This window comes from Rhodanobacter lindaniclasticus, assembly GCF_004799035.1.
In the GTDB taxonomy this organism is placed as follows: domain Bacteria; phylum Pseudomonadota; class Gammaproteobacteria; order Xanthomonadales; family Rhodanobacteraceae; genus Rhodanobacter; species Rhodanobacter lindaniclasticus.
This window is the reverse complement of record NZ_MWIO01000061.1, coordinates 1-20,460: the sequence shown is the minus strand read 5'-3', so window position 1 is coordinate 20,460 and position 20,460 is coordinate 1. Positions and strand designations below refer to the sequence as shown.

20 protein-coding genes and 1 tRNA gene are annotated in these 20,460 nt (G+C 65.3%); 14 read left to right on the top strand and 7 right to left on the bottom strand.

From position 1 onward, the window contains the following. Nucleotides 1-119: 119 nt before the first annotated feature. The 4 genes from dusA to B1991_RS16375 all read left to right on the top strand — a co-directional run bounded on the left by dusA (nt 120) and on the right by B1991_RS16375 (nt 3,577). Entirely contained in the window at nt 120-1,103 is a 984-nt protein-coding gene (gene dusA / locus B1991_RS16390) for a tRNA dihydrouridine(20/20a) synthase DusA (RefSeq protein WP_136259752.1), read from the top strand. Between the two features lie 99 nt (nt 1,104-1,202). After that, nucleotides 1,203-1,496: a PepSY domain-containing protein gene (locus tag B1991_RS16385; RefSeq protein ID WP_425466707.1), complete on the top strand. Its 294-nt coding sequence runs from the start codon at nt 1,203-1,205 to the stop codon at nt 1,494-1,496. 1 nt (nt 1,497) lies between these two features. Then, nucleotides 1,498-2,190, top strand: a complete 693-nt coding sequence (locus B1991_RS16380; RefSeq protein WP_136259750.1) for a response regulator transcription factor — start codon at nt 1,498-1,500, stop codon at nt 2,188-2,190. After that, nucleotides 2,156-3,577 carry an ATP-binding protein gene (locus tag B1991_RS16375; RefSeq protein ID WP_136259749.1) on the top strand — a complete coding sequence of 474 codons (1,422 nt, stop codon included), beginning with the start codon at nt 2,156-2,158 and terminating at the stop codon, nt 3,575-3,577. The genes B1991_RS16380 and B1991_RS16375 overlap by 35 nt, the downstream gene beginning before the upstream one ends. Nucleotides 3,578-3,583: 6 nt before the next feature. Here the strand turns inward: B1991_RS16375 and B1991_RS16370 are convergent, their stop codons facing one another. Further along, nucleotides 3,584-4,369, bottom strand: coding sequence for a M90 family metallopeptidase (locus B1991_RS16370; RefSeq protein ID WP_136259748.1), 786 nt, complete (start codon nt 4,367-4,369; stop codon nt 3,584-3,586). A 12-nt stretch (nt 4,370-4,381) separates the two neighbouring features. After that, entirely contained in the window at nt 4,382-4,699 is a 318-nt protein-coding gene (locus B1991_RS16365) for a hypothetical protein (RefSeq protein ID WP_136259747.1), read from the bottom strand. Nucleotides 4,700-4,896: 197 nt separating this feature from the next. Between B1991_RS16365 and B1991_RS16360 the strand changes: the two genes are divergently transcribed. The 5 genes from B1991_RS16360 to B1991_RS16340 all read left to right on the top strand — a co-directional run bounded on the left by B1991_RS16360 (nt 4,897) and on the right by B1991_RS16340 (nt 7,896). After that, on the top strand, nt 4,897-5,874 hold the full coding sequence (locus tag B1991_RS16360) for a biotin--[acetyl-CoA-carboxylase] ligase (protein WP_136259746.1): 978 nt from the start codon (nt 4,897-4,899) through the stop codon (nt 5,872-5,874). Then, complete coding sequence (locus tag B1991_RS16355) at nt 5,871-6,632, top strand: type III pantothenate kinase (protein ID WP_136259745.1); 762 nt, start codon at nt 5,871-5,873, stop codon at nt 6,630-6,632. Before B1991_RS16360 ends, B1991_RS16355 begins: the two co-directional genes overlap by 4 nt. A gap of 32 nt (nt 6,633-6,664) precedes the next feature. Then, a complete protein-coding gene (locus B1991_RS16350; protein WP_136259744.1) occupies nt 6,665-7,327 on the top strand; it encodes an SPOR domain-containing protein in 663 nt (220 codons plus the stop codon). 37 nt (nt 7,328-7,364) lie between these two features. Continuing rightward, a tRNA-Thr gene (locus tag B1991_RS16345) sits at nt 7,365-7,440 on the top strand. A gap of 213 nt (nt 7,441-7,653) precedes the next feature. Then, a complete protein-coding gene (locus tag B1991_RS16340; protein ID WP_136259743.1) occupies nt 7,654-7,896 on the top strand; it encodes a hypothetical protein in 243 nt (80 codons plus the stop codon). A gap of 107 nt (nt 7,897-8,003) precedes the next feature. Here B1991_RS16340 and acnA read toward each other — a convergent pair whose 3' ends face one another. From acnA to B1991_RS16320, 4 genes are all read right to left on the bottom strand, one after another. Continuing rightward, on the bottom strand, nt 8,004-10,805 hold the full coding sequence (gene acnA, locus B1991_RS16335; RefSeq protein WP_136259742.1) for an aconitate hydratase: 2,802 nt from the start codon (nt 10,803-10,805) through the stop codon (nt 8,004-8,006). A 66-nt stretch (nt 10,806-10,871) separates the two neighbouring features. Then, entirely contained in the window at nt 10,872-11,294 is a 423-nt protein-coding gene (gene sdhD / locus B1991_RS16330) for a succinate dehydrogenase, hydrophobic membrane anchor protein (protein ID WP_136259741.1), read from the bottom strand. A gap of 4 nt (nt 11,295-11,298) precedes the next feature. Beyond that, nucleotides 11,299-11,691 carry a succinate dehydrogenase, cytochrome b556 subunit gene (gene sdhC / locus B1991_RS16325; protein WP_136259740.1) on the bottom strand — a complete coding sequence of 131 codons (393 nt, stop codon included), beginning with the start codon at nt 11,689-11,691 and terminating at the stop codon, nt 11,299-11,301. A 1-nt stretch (nt 11,692) separates the two neighbouring features. Further along, entirely contained in the window at nt 11,693-12,478 is a 786-nt protein-coding gene (locus B1991_RS16320) for a succinate dehydrogenase iron-sulfur subunit (RefSeq protein WP_168709688.1), read from the bottom strand. 348 nt (nt 12,479-12,826) lie between these two features. Between B1991_RS16320 and B1991_RS16315 the strand changes: the two genes are divergently transcribed. The 5 genes from B1991_RS16315 to B1991_RS16295 all read left to right on the top strand — a co-directional run bounded on the left by B1991_RS16315 (nt 12,827) and on the right by B1991_RS16295 (nt 20,253). Then, nucleotides 12,827-13,129, top strand: a complete 303-nt coding sequence (locus tag B1991_RS16315) for a DUF3247 family protein (protein WP_136259738.1) — start codon at nt 12,827-12,829, stop codon at nt 13,127-13,129. Between the two features lie 604 nt (nt 13,130-13,733). Then, nucleotides 13,734-14,648, top strand: coding sequence for an arginase (gene rocF, locus B1991_RS16310; RefSeq protein WP_136259737.1), 915 nt, complete (start codon nt 13,734-13,736; stop codon nt 14,646-14,648). A 517-nt stretch (nt 14,649-15,165) separates the two neighbouring features. Beyond that, nucleotides 15,166-17,337: a type I secretion system permease/ATPase gene (locus B1991_RS16305; RefSeq protein WP_136259753.1), complete on the top strand. Its 2,172-nt coding sequence runs from the start codon at nt 15,166-15,168 to the stop codon at nt 17,335-17,337. A 3-nt stretch (nt 17,338-17,340) separates the two neighbouring features. Beyond that, nucleotides 17,341-18,762, top strand: a complete 1,422-nt coding sequence (locus B1991_RS16300) for an HlyD family type I secretion periplasmic adaptor subunit (protein ID WP_136259736.1) — start codon at nt 17,341-17,343, stop codon at nt 18,760-18,762. A 1,017-nt stretch (nt 18,763-19,779) separates the two neighbouring features. Next, nucleotides 19,780-20,253, top strand: a complete 474-nt coding sequence (locus tag B1991_RS16295; protein WP_136259735.1) for a hypothetical protein — start codon at nt 19,780-19,782, stop codon at nt 20,251-20,253. Here B1991_RS16295 and B1991_RS16290 read toward each other — a convergent pair. Then, nucleotides 20,254-20,460 (bottom strand): IS30 family transposase (locus tag B1991_RS16290; RefSeq protein WP_136259734.1); only part of this gene is annotated, 207 nt, incomplete at its 5' end. It abuts the gene before it with no gap.

Sequence of the window (20,460 nt, the reverse complement as noted above, 5' to 3'; positions counted from 1 at the left end):
ATGTCGCCATTTCCAGTGTACCAAGGCCGCAATGGTGCAAATTTGGCACACTGGCATCGGGATCGGCAAGGATTGCGCGGGATTCCACGGGATCTGGCGACGGCTGAAATAAGGCAGATATGCACGAAAACAACAACTTGAGTCCGTGGGACGTATCGGTTGCGCCCATGATGGACTGGACCGACCGCCACTGCCGCTATTTCCACCGGCTGCTGTCGCCGCGGGCACGGCTGTACACCGAGATGGTGACCAGTGCCGCGCTGGTGCGCGGCAAGCAGTTGCGCCTGCTCGAGCACAGCCAGCAGGAGCACCCGCTGGCGCTGCAGCTGGGCGGCAGCGAGCCGCGGGAGCTGGCGCAGGCCGCGCGCTTCGGCGCCGAGGCCGGCTATGACGAGATCAACCTCAACGTCGGTTGCCCGTCCGATCGGGTGCAGTCGGGCCGCTTCGGCGCCTGCCTGATGTACGAGCCGGGGCTGGTCGCCGACTGCGTGAAGGCGATGCGGGATGCGGTCGGCATCCCGGTGACGGTGAAGTGCCGCATCGGCGTGGACGACCAGGACGACTACGCAGGCCTGCAGCACTTCACCGAGCTGATGCTGGAAGCCGGCACCGAGGTGCTGGTGGTGCATGCGCGCAAGGCCTGGCTCAAGGGCCTGTCGCCGAAGGAGAACCGCGAAATCCCGCCGCTCGACTACGAGCGCGTGTACCGGCTCAAGCGCGAGTTTCCCGAACTGGTGGTGGCGATCAACGGCGGCATCACCACGGTCGAACAGGTGCGCGCGCACCTGGCGCGGCTGGACGGGGTGATGCTGGGCCGGGCGGCGTACCACGATCCGTACCTGCTGGCGCAGGTCGAGCACGCGCTGCACGGCGAACCGCTGCCCGCGCGCGAGGACGTGCTGCGGCGCATGCGGCCGTATGTCGAGGCCGAGCTGGCGCGCGGCACCGCGCTCAAGCACATCACGCGCCACCTGCTGGGGTTGTACCAGGGCGAACCCGGCGCGCGGGCGTTTCGCCGCACGCTCAGCGAGGGCGCGCATCTGCCGGGGGCGGGTTGGGCATTGCTGGAACAGGCGATGGCGCCGTGTGCGGCGGCAGCGTGACAGGCACCACCCATCCGGTCAGCATTCAGGCCTGATCGCCTAGGCTGGGCGTTCGTTCAACGCCGGACGGGATATTCACGCATGATCAGGTACAAGAGCATGCTGCTGGCCGCATTGATCCCGTTCGCGGGTGCGGCGGCGGCACAGACCGGCAAGCCGGCGGTGACGCTGGATCAGGCGGTGCTCCAGGTGCAGCAGGAAACCGGTGGCAAGGTGTTGTCGGCGGAATCGCGCGGGGTCGGTCGCCGGATGGAGTACCGGATCAAGGTGCTCACCCCGAACGGCCATGTGAAGGTGATGGCGATTTCCTCCGAAGCGAGCAAGAATCCGGGGTCGGCCCAGTCGACCAAGAATCCGCCCGGGCGGAATGCGGGCAGCAAGGAGAAACATTGATATGCGCATCCTGTTGGTGGAAGACGAGGCGCCGTTGCGCGAGACGCTGGCGGCCCGGCTGAAACGCGACGGCTTTGCCGTCGATGCGGCACAGGACGGCGAAGAGGGCATCTATCTCGGCCGCGAGGTGCCGTTCGACCTGGCCATCATCGACCTGGGCCTGCCCAAGATGTCCGGCATGGACCTGGTCAAGGCGCTGCGCGAGGCGGGCCAGCGCTACCCGATCCTGATCCTCACTGCGCGCGGCAGCTGGCAGGACAAGGTCGAGGGGCTGAAGTACGGCGCCGACGACTATCTGGTCAAGCCGTTCCACGTCGAGGAACTGCTGGCGCGCATCAACGCGCTGGTGCGGCGCGCCAGCGGCTGGTCCAAGCCGATCCTGGCCTGCGGCGTGATCAAGCTCGACACCACCGCGCAGACGGTGACGGTGGAGGGCAAGCTGGTCGACCTGACCAGCTACGAGTACAAGGTGCTCGAATACCTGATGCTGCACGCGGGCGAACTGGTCTCCAAGGCCGACCTCACCGAGCACATCTACCAGCAGGATTTCGACCGCGACTCCAACGTGCTGGAAGTGTTCATCGGCCGCCTGCGCCGCAAGCTGGACCCGGAAGGCACCCTGAAACCCATCGAGACGGTACGTGGACGCGGATACCGCTTTGCCATCCCGCGCACCGACGGCGACGACGAATGAGCCCTCGCCCGCGCGCCGCCCGCTGTCGCTGGCGGCGCGCGCGGCGATTGCCACCGGATTCGTGCTGGCCGGCTTCCTCGGCCTGGTCGGGCTGACCCTGTCGCAGGCGAACAAGGAGCGTGCGCTCAGCGCGCTGCATGATCGGTTGCAGAACTTCGCGATCGCCTACATCACCAATTTCGACGTGAACCGCTACGGCCGCATCCTGCCGCCGGACACCTCGCCCGATCCGAACTTTTCGCGGCCCGGTTCCGGCCTCTACGCGGTGGCAGTGGGCGACAAGGATTTCCATTGGGAGTCGCCGTCCGCGATCGGCCGTGACTTCAGTTTCCTGGCGCCGCTGGAACCGGGCGTCAGCCGCTTCGTCGGCCCGATCGACACGCGCATGGGCCGCCTCTACTACTACAGCTACGGCGTGGCCTGGGATACCGAGGCGGGCACGTCGGTGCGTTTCACCGTGATGGTGGCGCAGACCGAGGACCAGCTCGAGGGCGGCAACATGGCCTACCGGCGTGCGCTGGTGATCTGGTTGTCGATCCTGGGCGTGATGCTGATGGTGCTGCAGCTGCTGCTGCTGCGCTGGAGCCTCACCCCGCTGCGCAAGGTGGCCAGCGACATGAGCCGGGTCGAGCGCGGCGACAGCGAGCAGCTGGACAGCCAGTACCCGCTGGAGCTGACCGGCCTGACCGAGCGCATCAACGCCTTCATCACCAACGAGCGCGAACAGCGCACGCGCTACCGGCACACGCTGGCCGATCTCGCGCACAGCCTGAAGACGCCGCTGGCGGTGATCCGCTCGCAGCTGGAATCCACCACCGGCGACGTGCAGGCCGGGCGCAGCACGGCGGTACTCGACCAGGTGCGCCGGATGGACGAACTGGTCGCCTACCAGCTGGCCCGCGCAGCCACGTCCGGCCGGCAGACCTTTGCCAGTGCCGTGCCGATCGCGGGCGCGGCCGAGGATCTGGTGCAGGGCCTGGAGAAGGTCTACGCGGCCAAGAACGTGCTTTGCGAATTCGACATCGGCGAGGGCGCGGCGTTCTACGGCGAGCAGGGCGACCTGCTCGAACTGCTCGGCAACCTGCTGGAGAACGCCTTCAAGTGGGCCTCGCACCGCGTGCTGCTGGAGGTGAAGGCGCAACCGGAGCACGGGCGCAAGCGACCGGGCCTGTACCTCAGCGTGGAGGACGACGGCCCCGGCATCGCCGAGGACAAGATCGAGAAAGTCCTGCAGCGCGGCGTGCGCGGTGACGAGCGCGTGCAGGGCCATGGCATCGGCCTGTCGATCGTGCAGGACATCGTGCACGCCTACCAGGGCGAACTGGTGGTCGATCGTTCGCCGGAACTGGGCGGCGCACGCTTCAGCGTGCGGCTGGCGGCGAGCTGATCCTGCTCAGCGGCGACAGCCGCCGCACGGCTCCTCGCCGTCGGCGGGCGAGGGGCCGTAGAACGCGTGCAGCAGTTCGGCCACCGCCGGCTCGGTTTCGCGCAATACGGCTGGCTGCGAGTAGTGCAGCTCGCTGACCACGGCGAAGTACTCGCTGGCGCTTTCGCTGGCGTAATGGTCGATCGGGGAATGTCCGGGACCGGCCGCGACCAGGCGGTCGTAGGCGAGCTGGAATTGCTGGATCCAGCGCCGCCGCGGAATGTCGACCAGCGGCGGCACGCCGTCCGGCGGGCCGTCGAGCATGTCCAGCTTGTGCGCCATCTCGTGCACGACCACGTTGTAGCCGTCCCACGGCTGTTCCAGGTCCAGTTGCACGTCGGCCAGTGAGAGCACCAGCGGGCCGTGCTCCCAGGCTTCGCCGATCAGGATCTCGTCGCCCTCGGTGACCACGCCGGTGTGGTCGTCATGGTGGCTGCGGCGCACCTTGAACTCGCCCGGGTAGATCAGCACGTCGCGCCAGCCGCGCAGGCTGGCCGAGCCCTGCTGCAGGGCGGGCAGGCAGGCCTGCATGGCGATCAGCAGGCGCCAGTAATCGTCGAGCACCGCGCCGGCCAGCGCGTGGAACTGCTTGCGTGCCAGGAACATGCCGGCGAGCCGGCGCAGTTGCAGTTGTCGCTCCGGGTCCAGTCGGCGGGCCAGCGGGCAGGCGACCAGGGCGCGTCGCCACAGCGGATCGGCGATTGGCGCAGGTTCGAAGCGTGCCCGCAGGGATTGCCACAAACGGCCCGGCATGCCGCCGAGCGCTTACTGGATTGATCCAGGCAGCAGCGATTGCCAGCCCAGATGCGGCCGGGGCGCGGGAGCCGGCGCCGACGAGGCCGCGCCGGAACGGTCGTTGCTGCTGCGCACGGCACCGCTGGTGCTGCTGCTGCCGGGGCTGCTGTTGTCGCGGTTCATGCCAAGGACGTCTGCGCCGATGCCGCCCGAGCCACTGTTCGCCGACTGGCTCACTGCGGTACTGCCGCCACTGTCCACACTCTGGCAATCGAGGCTGGCCGCTGCCGCCGAACCCGCGAAGGCCAGGCACAGGGTGCAGCCGATGATCCGATGGGTGGCGCGCATGGCAGTGGAACTCCCCAAGCCGCAGGCGAAGAGCCCGATCGTCGCAGAAACCGGGCGTCGCTGCCAGTGCACGCGGCGGGAGTCCTTGCCGCAGTGCAGCGTGCGGCAGGCTAGAATGATTCGATGGTTCTTGCCCCCGTCGTTTCGTCTCTTTGCACCGCCACCAACGCGGCTGTCGTCGCGTGTCGGGGGCGTTGATGCAGCCGCTGCAATTGCTGACCTTGCTGGCGCCCGGTGCACCGCTGTCCGGCGCGGCGCTGGCCGAGCGCAGCGGGGTGACCCGAGCGGCGATCTGGAAGCAGGTCGAAGCGTTGCGTGCGCGCGGCGTGCCGGTACTCTCGCGCGGCCGCGCCGGCTATTGCCTGCCGTGGCCGTTGCAGATGCTCGATGTGCAGCGCATCCGCTCCGCCTTGCCGGCGGACGTCTCCCGCGCGCTGGGCGCGCTGGAGGTGCACGACGAGCTCGACTCCACCTCCAGCGAATTGCAGCGACGCCTGGCCGATGCGGCCGACCTTTCCGTAGTGCTGGCCGAATCGCAGAGCGCCGGGCGCGGCCGGCGTGGGCGCAGCTGGCTGTCGCCGCCGGGGCTGAATGTCTATCTCTCATGCCTGAAGCGATTCGGGTCGGGCTTTGCGGCACTGGGCGGCCTGTCGCTGGCGATCGGCGTGATCGTGCTGCGCGCGCTGGATGCGCTTGACGTGGCCGGCGCGGGGCTGAAGTGGCCCAACGATGTGCTGGCAACCGACGGCGGCAAGCTGGCCGGCATCCTGGTCGAGCTCAACGGTGAATACCAGGGGCCGTGTTCGGCGATCATCGGGATCGGCCTCAACCTGCGTCTGACCCCGGCCCTGCAGCGCCAGGCGGGCCAGCGCACCGCCGACCTGGCCAGCCTGTGCGGCGGCACACCGCCGGACCGCAACCGCGTGGCAGCGACGCTGATCGCGGCGCTGGCGCACGGGCTGGCCGAGTTCGAGCGCGAGGGTTTTGCCGCCTTCCGTACCGACTACGCGCGCCATGACCTGTTGCGGGGCAAACCGCTGCGGCTGAGTGGCGCGCTCGGCGCGTTCGAGGCGCTGGGTGCGGGTGTCGACGCGCGTGGCGCCTTGCGGGTCCAGCTGCCCGACGGCAGCGAACGGCGCGTGGACAGCGCCGATGTCACGGTGCGCCGCACATGAGACTGCTGCTGGATCTGGGCAATACGCGACTGAAATGGGCGCTGCAGGGGCCCTCGCCCGCGTGGCTGGCGCGCGGCGTGCTGGAGTGGGGCGGGGAACTGGCGACGCTGCCGGACACGGCATGGGCGGGTTTGCCGCGACCGACCCAGGTGGTGGGTGCGTCGGTGGTCGATGAAGACCGTGAGCAGCGCGTCAGCGCCCTTGTGCAACAGGCATTCGCCGACGCGCCGACCTGGCTGCGTACTCCGGCCAGTGCCTGCGGCGTACGCAATGCCTACGCCGAGCCGCAACGGCTGGGCGTGGACCGCTTCCTGGCCATGGTCGCTGCCCATGCCAGCGGGCGCGCGCCGTGCGTGCTTGCCAGCGCCGGCACCGCGCTGGTGCTGGACGCGCTGGCCGCGGACGGTCGGCACTTGGGCGGTCTGATCGCGCCGGGCGTGCAGCTGATGCAGCGCTCGCTGCTGGATGCGACCGCGCAGGTGCGCCCGCAGCGACCAGGCGACGTCCTCGAATTGGCCGACAACACCGCCGATGCGGTGGCTTCCGGGTGCTGGCAGGCCGCCGCGGCGCTGATCGAGCGCTTCCACGCGCACATGCGCCCGCGCCTGGGCGGCGAGCCGGTGCTGCTGCTCGATGGCGGCGATGCGCCGCGACTGGCCCCGCTGCTGTCGCTGCCGGTGCAAATGGCCAGCGACAGCGTGCTGCGAGGCCTGGCCTTGTGGGCGGATGCGCATATGCCGGCAGCGGCAAGCCATTAGAATGGCTGGCCGGCGGTCCTGATGGGGGTTCGATGTTCCTGCGTCTGCTGTTTGTCTTGTTGAGCGCGCTGAATATCGCGGTCGGGGCGTGGTTGCTGCTGGGCCAGCCCTACCGGCACGTCGGCTACGCCACCGATCCGGGCGTGGCGCAGCTGCAGCTGTTGTCGGAGGTGCCCGTGACGGAGGGCACGATCGCCGCACCCGATGCGTCGGCCGACGCCGCCACCGGGACCGCGCAGGACTATCGCTGTGTGGCGCTGGGGCCGTTCGATACGCCGCAGGACCTGCGCAGCGCCCGCCAGGCGCTGGACGGGCATGTCGCACGCATGCGCTCGCGCCAGCAGCAGACCACCCAGCCCAGCGCGTGGTGGGTCTACCTGCCCGCGGTCGCCAGCCGCGCGCAGGCACTGCAGGAGGCCCGGCAACTCGCCGCGAAAAACATCAATGACTACTTCGTGGTCGGCTCCGGCGATCAGGCCAACACGGTGTCGCTGGGCCTGTTCCGCGATCCGGCCAATGCGCGCAAGCGGCTGGACCAGGTAACCGCTGCCGGCTTTCCCGCCCGCATGAGCGAACGCAGCGAAAGCGTTCCGGAATACTGGCTCGACCTCGCGGTTGCCTCGGCCCGGCCGTTCGACTGGCGCGAGTACCTCGGCGCCAGCGACCTGGGCTCGCACGACATCCCTTGCTTCTGAGCGTGTGTGGCGACCCGCTGCTAGAATCCCCGCCTGTGCCGGCATAGCTCAGTTGGTAGAGCAGCTGATTTGTAATCAGCAGGTCCCGGGTTCGATTCCTGGTGCCGGCACCACTCATGCACCACCCCGCACCGCCCCCGCTCGATGCCGCACCCCCCGACCGGCCGGGCTCCTGCGGGCGCGATGACTCCCCACAGCGAATGTAGGCCTGCGCCGACAGACCCGGACAGGGCGGCGACGCATTCTTGGCAGCGCCTGCCTCCAACTGCGTGCGGGCAGCGCTTCATCCCTTCGAGAGATGGCTTACAAGCCGTGAGGATGCACCCATGAGTGTGGTCCTGACCATCAAGGAAAGCCGCCACGGCCTGTGGCGGATCTGCAGCGGCCCGGACGTGCTGTTCGACCGGCTGCGTTTCGCCCATGCGATCCGCCTGGGCCGCGGGCTGGCCCGCGAGGAGCACGACAGCTCCGGCGCCGCTGCCCGCGTGGAAATGATCTGCAACGATTTCAGCATCCCGCTGGTGCAATACGCCGAGACCCCCCGGCCACGGGTTGCCGTGGCCTCCTGAGCGAGCCGCCGCGTACGACACGACGTCACGCGGCGCGAGCGGCTCGAACTTCGTTGCAACCGCGGCAACGGCAAGGCGAACGCGCCAGCGGCCATCCGCGGCATGCCTCAATCAGCGAGCAGCTGTCGCAGCATGTACGGGAGTATCCCCCCGTGGCGGTAGTAATCCGCCTCGACCGGCGTGTCGATGCGGACCAGCGCTCCGAAGACCTTCACCTTGCCGTCGGCATCCCGGGCACGCACGGAAACCTCGTGCGGTGGCGCCTCGTTGCCGGCCAGCCCGGTGATCTCGAACGTCTCCTCGCCGGTCAGGCCCAGCGACTCGGCGCTCTCGCCCTGCCTGTATTGCAGTGGCAACACGCCCATGCCGATCAGGTTGGAACGATGGATGCGTTCGTAGGACTCGGCAATCACCGCGCGCACGCCCAGCAGCGCGGTGCCCTTGGCGGCCCAGTCGCGTGACGAGCCGGAGCCATACTCCTTGCCGGTGAGGATCACCAGCGGTGTGCCGGCCGCGATGTAGTTGACCGACGCATCGTAGATGCTGGTGACCGGTGCGCCGGCCTGGCTGAAATCACGGGTGAAGCCGCCCTCGGTGCCCGGCGCCAGCTGGTTGCGCAGGCGGATGTTGGCGAAGGTGCCGCGGATCATCACCTCGTGGTTGCCGCGCCGCGACCCGTAGGAATTGAAGTCCTTGCGCTCCACGCCGTGGCCGGTGAGGTACTTGCCCGCAGGCGAGTCGACCTTGATCGCGCCGGCCGGGCTGATGTGGTCGGTGGTGACCGAATCGCCGAGCTTGGCCAGCACGCGGGCGCCGATGATGTCGGTCAGCGGCCGGGTGTCGCGGCCGACACCATCGAAATACGGCGGCTGGCGCACGTAAGTCGAATCAGTGCTCCACCGGAAAGCGTCACCGGCGGGCACGTCCAGGCTTTTCCAGTTGGCGTCACCGGCGAATACGTCGGCATAGCCCTTGGTGAACATCTCCGCCTGTACGCAGTCGTCGATGACTTTCCTGATCTCGCTGATCGATGGCCATATGTCGTTCAGATATACCGGTTTGCCATCCTTGCCGGTCCCCAGCGGCTCCTTCAGCAGATTGGCATGCATGGTGCCGACCAGCGCGTAGGCCACCACCAGCATCGGCGAAGCCAGGAAGTTCATCTGCGTCTGCGGGTGGATCCGCCCCTCGAAGTTGCGGTTGCCCGAAAGCACGGCGCTGACGTTGAATTTGTGCTCTTCCACCGCCGCGGCGACCTCGGGAATCAACGGGCCGGAATTGCCGATGCACGTGGTGCAGCCATAGCCGACCAGGTTGAAGCCGAGCTGGTCCAGGTACGTCGTCAAGCCGGCGCGTTCGTAGTAGTCGGTGACCACGCGCGAGCCCGGCGCCAGCGAGGTCTTCACCCACGGTTTGCGTGTCAGTCCCTTCTCGACCGCGTGCTTGGCGAGCAGTCCGGCACCGATCATCACCAGCGGGTTGGAGGTGTTGGTGCACGAGGTGATGGCCGCAATGACGACATGGCCGTTGTCGATCTCGCTGCTTTCACCCCCCGCCAGTGCGATGGCGACAGGTGCGTGGGGCCAGTCGTGGTCGATATTGCACCGTCCGGGCCTGTGCGGCGGGTCGTTGTCGCGGTCGGACGCGACCGATACCGGGTCGCTGGCCGGGAATGATTCGTCGAGGCCTTCGTCGAGGCGCCCCATGATGGCATTCTCGTAGGACTGACCCTGCAGGAGCGCGCCGACGGCAGCGGGGGCAACGCGCACGGGGATGCGATCCTGCGGGCGCTTCGGGCCGGCGATGGACGGTTGCAGCGTGCCCAGGTCCAGTTCGACGGTCTGGGAAAATTCGGGTTCGTGATTCGGGTCGTGCCACATGCCTTGCTGCTTGGCATAGGCCTCCACCAGGCGAATCTGGTGTTCGGGACGCCCGGTGAGACGCATGTACGAAAGGGTCTCCTGGTCGATCGGGAAGATGGCGCAGGTGGCGCCGTATTCCGGGCTCATGTTGCCCAGCGTGGCGCGGTTGGCCAGCGGGATGTTGGCGACGCCCGGGCCGTAGAACTCGACGAACTTGCCGACCACCCCGGTCTTGCGCAGCAGCTCGGCGACCGTGAGCACCAGGTCGGTGGCGGTGGTGCCCGGCGGGAACTCGCCGGTGAGCTTCAGGCCCACCACCTGCGGGATCAGCATGCTCATCGGCTGACCGAGCATCGCGGCTTCCGCCTCGATCCCTCCCACGCCCCAGCCGAGTACGCCCAGGCCGTTCACCATCGGCGTATGCGAGTCGGTGCCCACGAGCGTGTCCGGGTAGGCCTCCATGCCGTCGGGACCTTCGCGGGTGAAGACCACGCGGGAAAGGTATTCGAGGTTCACCTGATGGCAGATGCCGGTATCGGGCGGCACCACCTTGAAGTTGTCGAAGGCCTGTTGCGCCCAGCGCAGCATCTGGTAGCGCTCCACGTTGCGCTGGAATTCCAGTTCGGCGTTGGTGGCGAATGCTTCGGGGGTACCGAACACGTCGGCAATCACGGAGTGGTCGATGACCAGCTCGCTGGGTACCAGCGGGTTGATGCGTTGCGGGTCACCGCCCAGCGCAATGATGGCGTCGCGCATGGCGACCAGGTCGACCACGCACGGCACGCCGGTGAAATCCTGCATCAGCACGCGCGCCGGCGTGTACTGGATTTCGCGTTGCTGCGTGGCCTGCGGCTGCCAGTCGGCCATGGCCTGGATCTGTTCGCGGGTGACCAGGCGGCCATCTTCTTTGCGCAGCAGGTTCTCCAGCAGCACCTTCAGGCTGTACGGCAGGCGATGTGCGGTCTTGATGCGGTCGAGGCGATGAATCCGGTAGGACACGTCGTCGACCCGCAACTGGTCGCGGGTGTCGAAACTGTTGGCGCTCATGCTCGTCTCCTGAAGGTGAATCTCGCCGCAGGTCACGCATCACCCGTCCCGCAGCTCGGTGGGAAATTAGTGCAATGCCAGATACAAATTGGTGAACACGCCGATCGCCATCAGCGCAAGGCTGACCAGGTCAACGACGATCAGGATCGCGAATTTCATGCGGTCGGCGTGCACGTAGTCTTCCACGATGACGCGCAGGCCGAGCTTCATGTGCCAGAACAGGATCACCCACAGCGCAGCCATGGTGACGGCCACGGCAGGCCTGCCCAACCAGGCAAGCAGATCCTGCTGGCCATCCCGGGCGTGCGCAATCAGCGATGCCACCAGCCATATCGACAATGGCACCAGGGCCACGGCGGTCACTCGTTGCAGCCACCAGTGGTGGGCGCCGGATCCGGACGAACCCAGCCCGATGGCACGACGCAACGGTGATGCGCGGCCACCCGGTGGATTGCGGTCGAGCGGATCTTCGCGGTTCCAATCAGACATGCTTCTATCGTCCCGCAGCCATGCCGATGATCCACGTCGCCAGCGTCAGCACCACGCTGGCAGATACGACCAGCCAGCCGGACAAATAGATGCTGGCCAGTTCGAAGCCGAAGTCCATATCCCACGACAGGTGCCGGATGCCGTTGCACAGGTGGTAGAAAAGCGAAAAGGTCCAGCCCACCAGCAGGATGATGCCGATCCACGAACGCAGGAAGCCGTCCAGTGCCGCGTAGGCGTTGCTGCCGTCCGCCACCGCCACCAGCCAGGCCACCAGCAACACGCTGCCGGCACTGAGCAGCACGCCGGTGGCGCGGTGCGCTATGGACAGCACCGAGGTCAGCTGGGGCTTGTAGATCCGTACATCCGGCGAACGCGGGCGCGGTCGGCTGGAGGGCACGTCAGCTCCTCCTCTGCTGGATCATCAACTTTATCTCGGCAATCTTCTTGCCGGGATTCAGACCCTTCGGGCAGGTCCGGGTGCAGTTGAGGATGGTGTGGCAACGGTAAAGCTTGAAGGGGTCCTCGAGCTCGTCAAGGCGCTCGTCAGTGGCTTCGTCACGGCTGTCGACCAGCCAGCGATGGGCCTGCAGCAATACCGCCGGCCCCAGGAAGCGGTCGCCGTTCCACCAGTGGCTCGGGCAGCCGGATGTGCAACAGAAGCACAGGATGCACTCGTAGTCCCCGTCCAGCTTGGCGCGCTCTTCGGGTGATTGCAGGCGCTCGCTGTTTGCCGGGGCCGGTGTCCTGGTGCGCAACCAGGGCTTGATGGAGTGCAGCTGCGCGAAGAGGTGCGCCTGGTCGCCGACCAGATCCTTGACGACGTCCATGTTGTTGAGCGGATATACCGTGGCGGGCTCGTTCATTTCGTCCAGCGCGCGTATGCACGCCAGCCAGTTGGTGCCGTCGATGTTCATCGCGCATGACCCGCATATCCCCTCCCGGCAGGAGCGGCGGAACGCGAACGTGGGGTCGATCTCGTTCTTTATCTTGATCAGCGCGTCGAGCAGCATCGGACCGCACTTGTCGCGATCGATGGCGAACGTGTCCACGCGCGGGTTGTTTCCCGACTCGGGGTCGTAACGAAATATCCGCAGGTGTCGTACGCGCGTCGCGCCCTGCGGTTCCGGCCAGGTCTTGCCTTGTTCGATCCGCGATGCCGGCGAGGTGCCTGAAGCGGGCGGCACCGGAAAGCGTCTTGGCCGGCGCCAGCGGGATACCTGCTTCGAACTCCGGATGAGCACTTCACATCCTCCCGTGGCGACCACGCCGACAGCTGATTCGTGTCGCCGTCGTCAACGCCCCGTCCCGCTTCGATGCTGCGCGGAACAATGGGTCAAGTGTGGGTGGCCGGATCACCATACACCGGTAGTTCGTTCGCATCATCCATGCACATGGTTGTGCGCCCGACAGTCGATGTCCGCCCGGCATGCCGCACGGCGTGAGCAGGGGCCTGCTGCGGGCCGCCGTTTGACGTTTGTCCATGCCGAGTCTAGCGTTACGGACATCGCGTCAAGGTCAAAAGGTGGGCCGCCATGGGTCGGGAAGCACCCCAGGTATGCACGGATCAGTCCGGGATCAAGCGGCTTGCCACGATGATCACGCTGCTGCCGGCACACGCGCGCGTGCGCGTGCAGCTGCTCGACGGAACCGTTTGCGAAGGTCTGGTCAGGGTTCGGTCCAGCGTCCAGGTCTTCCGTGATCCGCAGCAACGCGAGGGGCTGAACGCGCTGGTGGGTCTGGAGGATCCGCTCAAGCGCGGTTCGATCCGGCGCGTGTGGCTGGACCAGGTTGTGCGCGTGGAATATCTCGATTCCGGCCTGGGCGGAGAAAACTGATCCGGACGTGACTGGATCAGGTCACTTGCGTCGCCCCGGTCCGGGCCACCTGCTGCCTGCTCATTGCCGCGGAACTGGCGATGCGGATGCCGGGGTGCGCACGCCAGGAATTTGCTACGATCGAGCCGACGGCTGCACGGGGGCAGCCCGGAGCGAGCGACATGCAAACACTTTTTGCGCACCCCGCCTTGTGGCGTGGGTTGCTGCTGTTTGCAGGGATGCTGTGGGGGAAATCCGCCAGGTCAGCGAACGCGACGCCGCGTGGTGCGGTCGAGCTGGTGTCATGGCGGCCCGGCGCGCGATCACGCCGGGAAGACGAACTGGAACGCAGGCGCGACGAGGTGCGGCCATAGCCGCGATCCCGCGGCGCCGGCGTCTCCGCGCGGGTTGTTGATCGCGGGAACAGTGTGCCTCACGCGGCTCGCACGGCCGATCCGCTAAACTGGGTCAATGCGCGACGGTCATGGTCGCGCGTGTTTTCGTGCGCCCACGAACCGCGCATCGCGTTGCGCGGAGTTCCGGCAGATCGTCATGGGCGCCACATGGTCCATCGTGCCGTGCGCCGCGCCAGCGTGCGCCGGACTCCACCGCAGGCAAGATCTTCATGAGCAAACAGACCATTTCATTGATCGGCGTTCCCACCGACATCGGCGCCGGCCACCGCGGCGCCTCGATGGGGCCGGAGGCCATGCGCGTGGCGAACCTGGCCGCCAAACTCGAACAGCGCGGCCTGCAGGTGATCGACCGCGGCAACCTGCACGGCCCGCTCAACCCGTGGCAGCCGCCGGTCGACGGCTACCGCCACCTCGACGAGGTGGTGGCGTGGAATACGGCCGTCTATACGGCCATCCACCAGGAACTACAGTCCGGCCGCCTGCCGATCATGCTCGGCGGCGACCACTGCCTCGCCATCGGTTCGATCAGTGCGGTGGCCGACCACTGCCGCGAGACCGGCAAGCAGTTGCGCGTGCTGTGGCTCGATGCGCACTCGGATTTCAACACCGCCGAGGCGACGCCCTCGGGCAACATCCACGGCATGCCGGTGGCCTGCCTGTGCGGCCGCGGCCCGCAGGTGCTCACCGGCATCGGCAACACCAGCCCGGCGATCACTCCCGACGTGATCCGCCAGATCGGCATCCGCTCGGTGGACTACGGCGAGAAGCAGCTGGTGCGCGAGGCCAACGTGGGCATCTTCGACATGCGCCGGATCGACGAGGACGGCATGAAGCGGGTGATGGAGCAGGCGCTGGACGGCATGGACGACAACACCCACCTGCACGTGAGCTTCGACGTCGACTTCCTCGACCCCAGCATCGCCCCCGGCGTGGGTACCACCGTGCGCGGCGGCCCGGGCTATCGCGAGGCGCAGCTGTGCATGGAGATGATCTCCGACAGCGGCCGGCTGGCCTCGCTGGACCTGGTCGAGCTCAACCCCGCCTTCGACCGCCGCAACGCCACCGCCAAGCTGGCGGTGGACCTGATCGAGTCGCTGTTCGGCAAGTCCACGCTGATCCGCTGAGAGGTTCTGACTGATCGGTGAGCTGGTCGGGCCGCCGTCGCGACTAGCCTCATCGTGCCGGGCCGCGTCGGCATCCGCGTCGAGCCATTCGACTTTTCACCGTTCGCGCTGGGCGTAGCCAGCACGGCGGGCGCAGTCGTGGCACGTCTTTCGACCGTCATTCCCGCGAACGCGGGAATCCAGTGTCTTCGGTCTTTCATGGGATCAGCGAGGTCGCGGAGATTCCTGCGCGACGGGCCAGTTTAGGCCGTTGAAGGATCGCCTCGTGAGGATGGCGATCTCTCGTAAGAAACATCGACGTTCACGTGCGACCTGGATCACTCGAAATACCGAGCTATGTGAACCACATCGCATTATTCGCTCCAAACGAAGGAATTTCCGCGCTACATTCGGTTTGTCGATTGTCGCAGTATTTTGCGATATCCGGCAGGGTGGGAGCGAATCGCAGGCAGGCGAGGCATCGGGGGCCTGCTGTCGTTCCGAGACACGGATGCACCAGCCAGGAGGCGGGGGCTACATGGAAGCGGTGATCGAAGCGGACGATCTGATCAGTGCGGCGCGCAGCAATGCCGTTGCCGGAGAGTCGCGGGATGATCTGTCCTTGCAGGGATTGGTCCTGCTGGCCCAGTTCCACGGCATTGCCGCCAGCGCGGATCAGCTGCGCCACGATGCCGGCCGGGGATCGGAGCCGTTCGACGACACGGCACTGCTGCTTGCGGCGAAGAAGCTCGGTCTCAAAGCCAGGGTGATCCGACAGCCTGTCGAACGCCTCGACCGTGTGGCCTTACCCGCGCTGGCGTTGCGGCGTGATGGCGGCGCGTTCGTGGTTGCCAAGGTGGACGGCGAGAAAATCCTGATCCACGACCTCAACGTGCAGCGCCCGCGCATCTTGACCCGGGACGAATTCGTGGCCTGCTACGAAGGCCGCTTGCTGACCGTCGCTTCGCGCGCCTCGATGGTGGCCGAGCTGGCGAAGTTCGACTTCAGTTGGTTCATTCCGGCCGTGGTGAAGTACCGCAAGCTGCTGCTGGAAGTACTGGTGGTGTCATTCTTCCTGCAGCTGTTCGCGCTGGTCACGCCGCTGTTCTTTCAGGTGGTGATGGACAAGGTGCTGGTGCACCACGCCATGACCACGCTCACCGTGATCACTATCGGCCTGGTGGTGATCACCCTGTTCAACGTGGTGCTGGCGGGGCTGCGCACCTACGTGTTCGCACACACCACCAGCCGCATCGATGTGGAACTCGGTGCGCGCTTGTTCCGGCACATCTTGGCCTTGCCGCTGGCCTACTTCGAGTCGCGCCGAGTGGGTGACACCATCGCCCGGGTGCGTGAGTTGGAGAACATCCGCAACTTCCTGACCGGGCAGACGCTGACCTCAGTACTGGACTTGCTGTTCACCTTCGTCTTCCTGGCCGTGATGTTCTTCTACAGCGGCTGGCTGACCTTGATCGTGGTGATCTCGCTGCCGCTGTACGCGATCTGGTCGGCGGCAATCACCCCGACCCTGCGCGCGCGATTGAACGAGAAGTTCGTGCGTGGCGCCGACAACCAGTCGTTCCTGGTCGAGGCGATTTCCGGCATCGGTACGGTCAAGGCGCTGGCGGTGGACCCGCGCATGGTACGCACCTGGGACAACCAGTTGGCGGGCTACGTCAGCGCTGGGTTCCGTGTCACCCATCTGGCCAACATCGGCCAGCAGGGCATCCAGCTTCTGCAAAAGCTGGTCAGCGTGGCGATCCTGTACTGGGGCGCGCAGATGGTGATCGACGGGGCACTCTCGGTCGGCCAACTGATCGCCTTCACCATGCTGGCTGGCCAAGTCTCCACACCGATCGTGCGGCTCGCCCAGCTGTGGCAGGACTTCCAGCAGGTCGGTATCTCGATGGAGCGCATGGGTGACGTGCTCAACACGCGCACCGAAGCCGGTGGTAGCCGCATGGCCTTGCCGCCGATCGAGGGGCGCATCACGTTCGAGAACCTGAGCTTCCGCTATCGCCCCGACACTGCCGAAGTGCTGGCCGGTATCAACTTCGACATCCGGCCGGGCGAGGTGGTCGGCATCGTCGGCCGCTCCGGTTCGGGCAAGAGCACGCTGACCAAGCTGATCCAGCGGCTGTACGTGCCCGAGCGTGGCCGCATCCTCGTCGATGGTACGGACCTGGCGCTGGCCGACCCCGCCTGGCTGCGGCGCCAACTCGGTGTCGTGCTGCAGGAAAATTTCCTGTTCAACCGAAGCGTGCGCGAAAACATCGCGTTGATCGACCCCGGCATGCCGCTGGAGCGGGTGATCCATGCCGCCCGGCTGGCCGGCGCGCACGACTTCATCACCGAGCTGCCCGAAGGCTACGACACCGTCGTCGGCGAGCACGGCGCCAGCCTGTCCGGAGGACAGCGCCAGCGCATCGCGATCGCCCGCGCACTGGTGGCCGATCCGCGCATCCTCATCTTCGACGAAGCCACCAGCGCGCTCGACTACGAGTCCGAGCGCGCCGTGATGGCCAACATGCGGGCCATCTGCCAGGACCGCACCGTGCTGATCATCGCCCACCGCCTTTCCACCGTGCGCCACGCCGACCGCATCGTCGTCGTCGACAAGGGGCGCATCGTGGAAACCGGTGCACCGGATGAACTGCTGAAGCGCCCTGATGGGCACTTCGCGCATCTGTCCCAGTTGCAGCAGGGCTGATCCATGACGAACCGGTTCGCTGCCATCGGTGACGTGCTTCGACGCTATGCGCAGGTGTTTCGCGCGGCCTGGGCGGAGCGCCGCACGCTGGCGCCGATTCCACGCACACATGACGAACTGGCGTTCCTGCCGGCCCACCTTGAACTCACCGAAACTCCGCTGTCGCCGGCACCGCGCGCCAGCCTTTGGATCATCATGGGTCTGTTCTGCGTGGCCCTGCTGTGGGCCGGCTTCGGCAAGCTCGACGTGGTTGCCGTGGCGCCGGGAAAGACGGTGACCAGCAGCCGTACCAAGATCGTCCAGCCGGCCGAGACGGCGGTGGTGCGCCGCATTCTGGTGCATGACGGCCAAGCGGTGAAGCAAGGCGACCTGCTGATCGAGCTGGATGCTACCGCCACCACGGCCGACAGTCAGAAAGCCGAGGAGGCCCTGGCAAGCGCCCGGCTCGCGGCTGCCCGATCCGCAGCACTGGTTCAGGCCATCGATACCGCCACCCCGCCAGTACTGGCGCAAGGCAGTGACCTGCCGACAGATCGCTTCGAGGCCACCCAACGCCTCGCCCTCAGCGAATACGCCGCCTATACCGCCAGAAAGCAAAGTCTGGAGGCGATGGTGGCGCAGAAACAGGCCGAACTGCGCACCGTGGAATCGGCCATCGTCCCGCTGGAGCAGTACCTGACGATCTCGCGTACCCGCGTGGCGGATTACGAGAAGCTGCTCCGCCAAGGCTACGTGCCCCGGCAGGACTATCTGCAGCGCAAGCAGGAACGCATCAACGCCGAGCGCGACCTCACGGGACAACAAAGCCGCCGCGTGGAACTTCGCTCAGCCATCACCGGCGCCAGGGAGGAGCTGTCGGTCACCATCACCGACACCCGCCGCCAGCTGCTCGACGAACTACGCCAGGCCCGCGAACAGATCCAGCAGTTCGAGCCGGAAGTGGCCCGTACCACCCAGCGCAACGCCCTCATGCAATTGCGCGCTCCAGTGACCGGCACCGTGCAGCAGTTGGCCGTGCATACCGTTGGCGGCGTGGTCACGCCGGCCCAGCCGCTGCTCGCCGTCGTGCCCGAGAATGACTCGCTGGAAGTGGAAGCCACCGTGCTTAACCAGGACATCGGTTTCGTGCGCCCGGGACAGCGCGCCACAATCAAGGTCGAGAGTTTTCCATATACGCGCTACGGATATGTCGAAGGCGTCGTGGAGAGCGTTTCGCACGATGCGATCCAGGACGAGAAGCTGGGTTTGATCTATCTGGCGCGGGTGAAGATGAAAAAGACAGAGCTGCTGGTTGACGGCGTCAAGGTTCGACTGACCTCGGGCATGGCTCTGACGGCGGAAATCAAGACGGGAAAGCGGCGGGTGATCGAGTACATCCTTGATCCGCTGCGCAAGGGTGTGGATGAGTCGATGCGGGAGCGGTGAGGGCATAGAGCAGTCGCCATCTTTGCGAACCGGAGGTTCGAAAAATTCAGCAAGGGAACATATATGAAACTAATTAATCTCGCGATATTCGCATCTGTCTTTATCGTGGCTTGTGGGTCCAAACCTCTGACCGAAGCCGAGTGCCGAAGGTTGGCGAACAAGGAAATCGATTTCGCTGTAAGCCAAGCTCCAGTAGGAGATGCGGAATCTCTCAGGACCATCCTCGCCAGCAGGGCAGACGAGGGCAATGCCAAGTGTGTGGCGGGAAAAACCTATAGCCGCAGCGATTTCAAATGCATGATTAAGGCACATGATGTCAACGAAATTGGCATATGTATAAACAAAGTGAACAGGCGTCTAGGGCATGGCTAGTGGGGCTCGTCGAAAGGGATTGTAAATTAACCGTAACCTAAAGCGAGTTTGAGCAGGCATAAAAATCATGCAAGGCGGTTCGTATGGTAAAGCAGCATAAAAATTGTAACAGCATCGACCATGCTGTGGCGGCAACGCAATGGCTGACGATAACCCTTTTCGGATTTGGGCTTCTTACATCTGCTTTGTGGGTAGCCGGCACAATTTATATCAACCACCTGTCAATGGATGGCCTTCAGATCCTAAGTGCAAAATTACCGGATGTCCAAGCGTTCTACTTGTCCAAACTAATTGATATACGGATAGATCAGTCTCACGATCGATTAAAATACGAAGTTTATTGCTATTACGTCATCATACCCTATGTTCTTCTGCTGATCTCGATTACTTGTGCAACATGGTTTGCTGGCAGCGACCTGGATAAGACGTCAAAATCAAATTTTAGCGTCATACGACGGCGGCGTATAATTACTTTCTCTACTCTACTCTTAGTATTTTTCGTCGCCCCATTTTATTTGACCCATTCGTTCCTTTTCAAAAACGAGGCATCGAGCTTAATAAGCTTGATGATATCTGATCTATCGCTGGCTTGGGCTCAATCCATTCTTGCTGGCGCGCTCTTCACTGCAGTCAAAGGAGATGGTCATGAGTGAGCAGGAAGACATTGATTCTGTGTTGGAGGCTTTATTTGGCGATTCCCTCACCGAAGGTGAAATAGAGGCATTCAAGAGTACGCTGAGTACGTCAGGGGCAACCGCCGAGGCGCTTGGGGCGTATCTGGAGAAGGCCGTAGGGGTCAAAGAACTTGAGGCCGTTCAATTCGGTGATATGGCAAGGAAGTGGGAGCTCGCCGCAAGTAAATACGCGCAGCGCATGAATGCGCTGGACCGCGCACCTGCCGGCGTATCCTCCTTGTTCCAACAGGCGCAACTCAATTTTCAATTGGCGAGGGAATCCGAGGCCATCGGGGATTCCATCAAGGCCGTGAGCCTACTTTCCGAAGGCATTGGAAAAATGTTGGGTGCGATCGAATTCGGTATAAATCTTGATCAAGGTTTATCGCATAACGACGCTAACGAATTTTATGGAGGGCGGTTTCAAGGTCCACGTGCAACATAATCAATGAACCGTACCTGCGCTTGCTTCGGCAAGTTGAAGTTGTTCGTTGTACACCTGCAGCGGGGTTCGGAAGTCATGACGCTTGCGCGGCCTGGTGTTGAGGCTCAAGGCAATCTGGTTGAGTTCGGCCTGACTGTAGACGGACAGGTCGGTGCCCTTGGGCAGGTACTGCCGCAGCAAGCCGTTGGTGTTCTCGTTGCTGCCGCG

Coding starts and splice junctions, on each gene's coding strand:
- dusA (WP_136259752.1), top strand. CDS start 120: ATGCACGAAAACAACAACTTGAGTCCGTGGGACGTATCGGTTGCGCCC.
- B1991_RS16385 (WP_425466707.1), top strand. CDS start 1,203: ATGCTGCTGGCCGCATTGATCCCGTTCGCGGGTGCGGCGGCGGCACAG.
- B1991_RS16380 (WP_136259750.1), top strand. CDS start 1,498: ATGCGCATCCTGTTGGTGGAAGACGAGGCGCCGTTGCGCGAGACGCTG.
- B1991_RS16370 (WP_136259748.1), bottom strand. CDS start 4,369: ATGCCGGGCCGTTTGTGGCAATCCCTGCGGGCACGCTTCGAACCTGCG.
- B1991_RS16365 (WP_136259747.1), bottom strand. CDS start 4,699: ATGCGCGCCACCCATCGGATCATCGGCTGCACCCTGTGCCTGGCCTTC.
- B1991_RS16360 (WP_136259746.1), top strand. CDS start 4,897: ATGCAGCCGCTGCAATTGCTGACCTTGCTGGCGCCCGGTGCACCGCTG.
- B1991_RS16355 (WP_136259745.1), top strand. CDS start 5,871: ATGAGACTGCTGCTGGATCTGGGCAATACGCGACTGAAATGGGCGCTG.
- B1991_RS16350 (WP_136259744.1), top strand. CDS start 6,665: ATGTTCCTGCGTCTGCTGTTTGTCTTGTTGAGCGCGCTGAATATCGCG.
- B1991_RS16340 (WP_136259743.1), top strand. CDS start 7,654: ATGAGTGTGGTCCTGACCATCAAGGAAAGCCGCCACGGCCTGTGGCGG.
- acnA (WP_136259742.1), bottom strand. CDS start 10,805: ATGAGCGCCAACAGTTTCGACACCCGCGACCAGTTGCGGGTCGACGAC.
- sdhD (WP_136259741.1), bottom strand. CDS start 11,294: ATGTCTGATTGGAACCGCGAAGATCCGCTCGACCGCAATCCACCGGGT.
- B1991_RS16315 (WP_136259738.1), top strand. CDS start 12,827: ATGGGTCGGGAAGCACCCCAGGTATGCACGGATCAGTCCGGGATCAAG.
- rocF (WP_136259737.1), top strand. CDS start 13,734: ATGAGCAAACAGACCATTTCATTGATCGGCGTTCCCACCGACATCGGC.
- B1991_RS16305 (WP_136259753.1), top strand. CDS start 15,166: ATGGAAGCGGTGATCGAAGCGGACGATCTGATCAGTGCGGCGCGCAGC.
- B1991_RS16300 (WP_136259736.1), top strand. CDS start 17,341: ATGACGAACCGGTTCGCTGCCATCGGTGACGTGCTTCGACGCTATGCG.
- B1991_RS16295 (WP_136259735.1), top strand. CDS start 19,780: ATGAGTGAGCAGGAAGACATTGATTCTGTGTTGGAGGCTTTATTTGGC.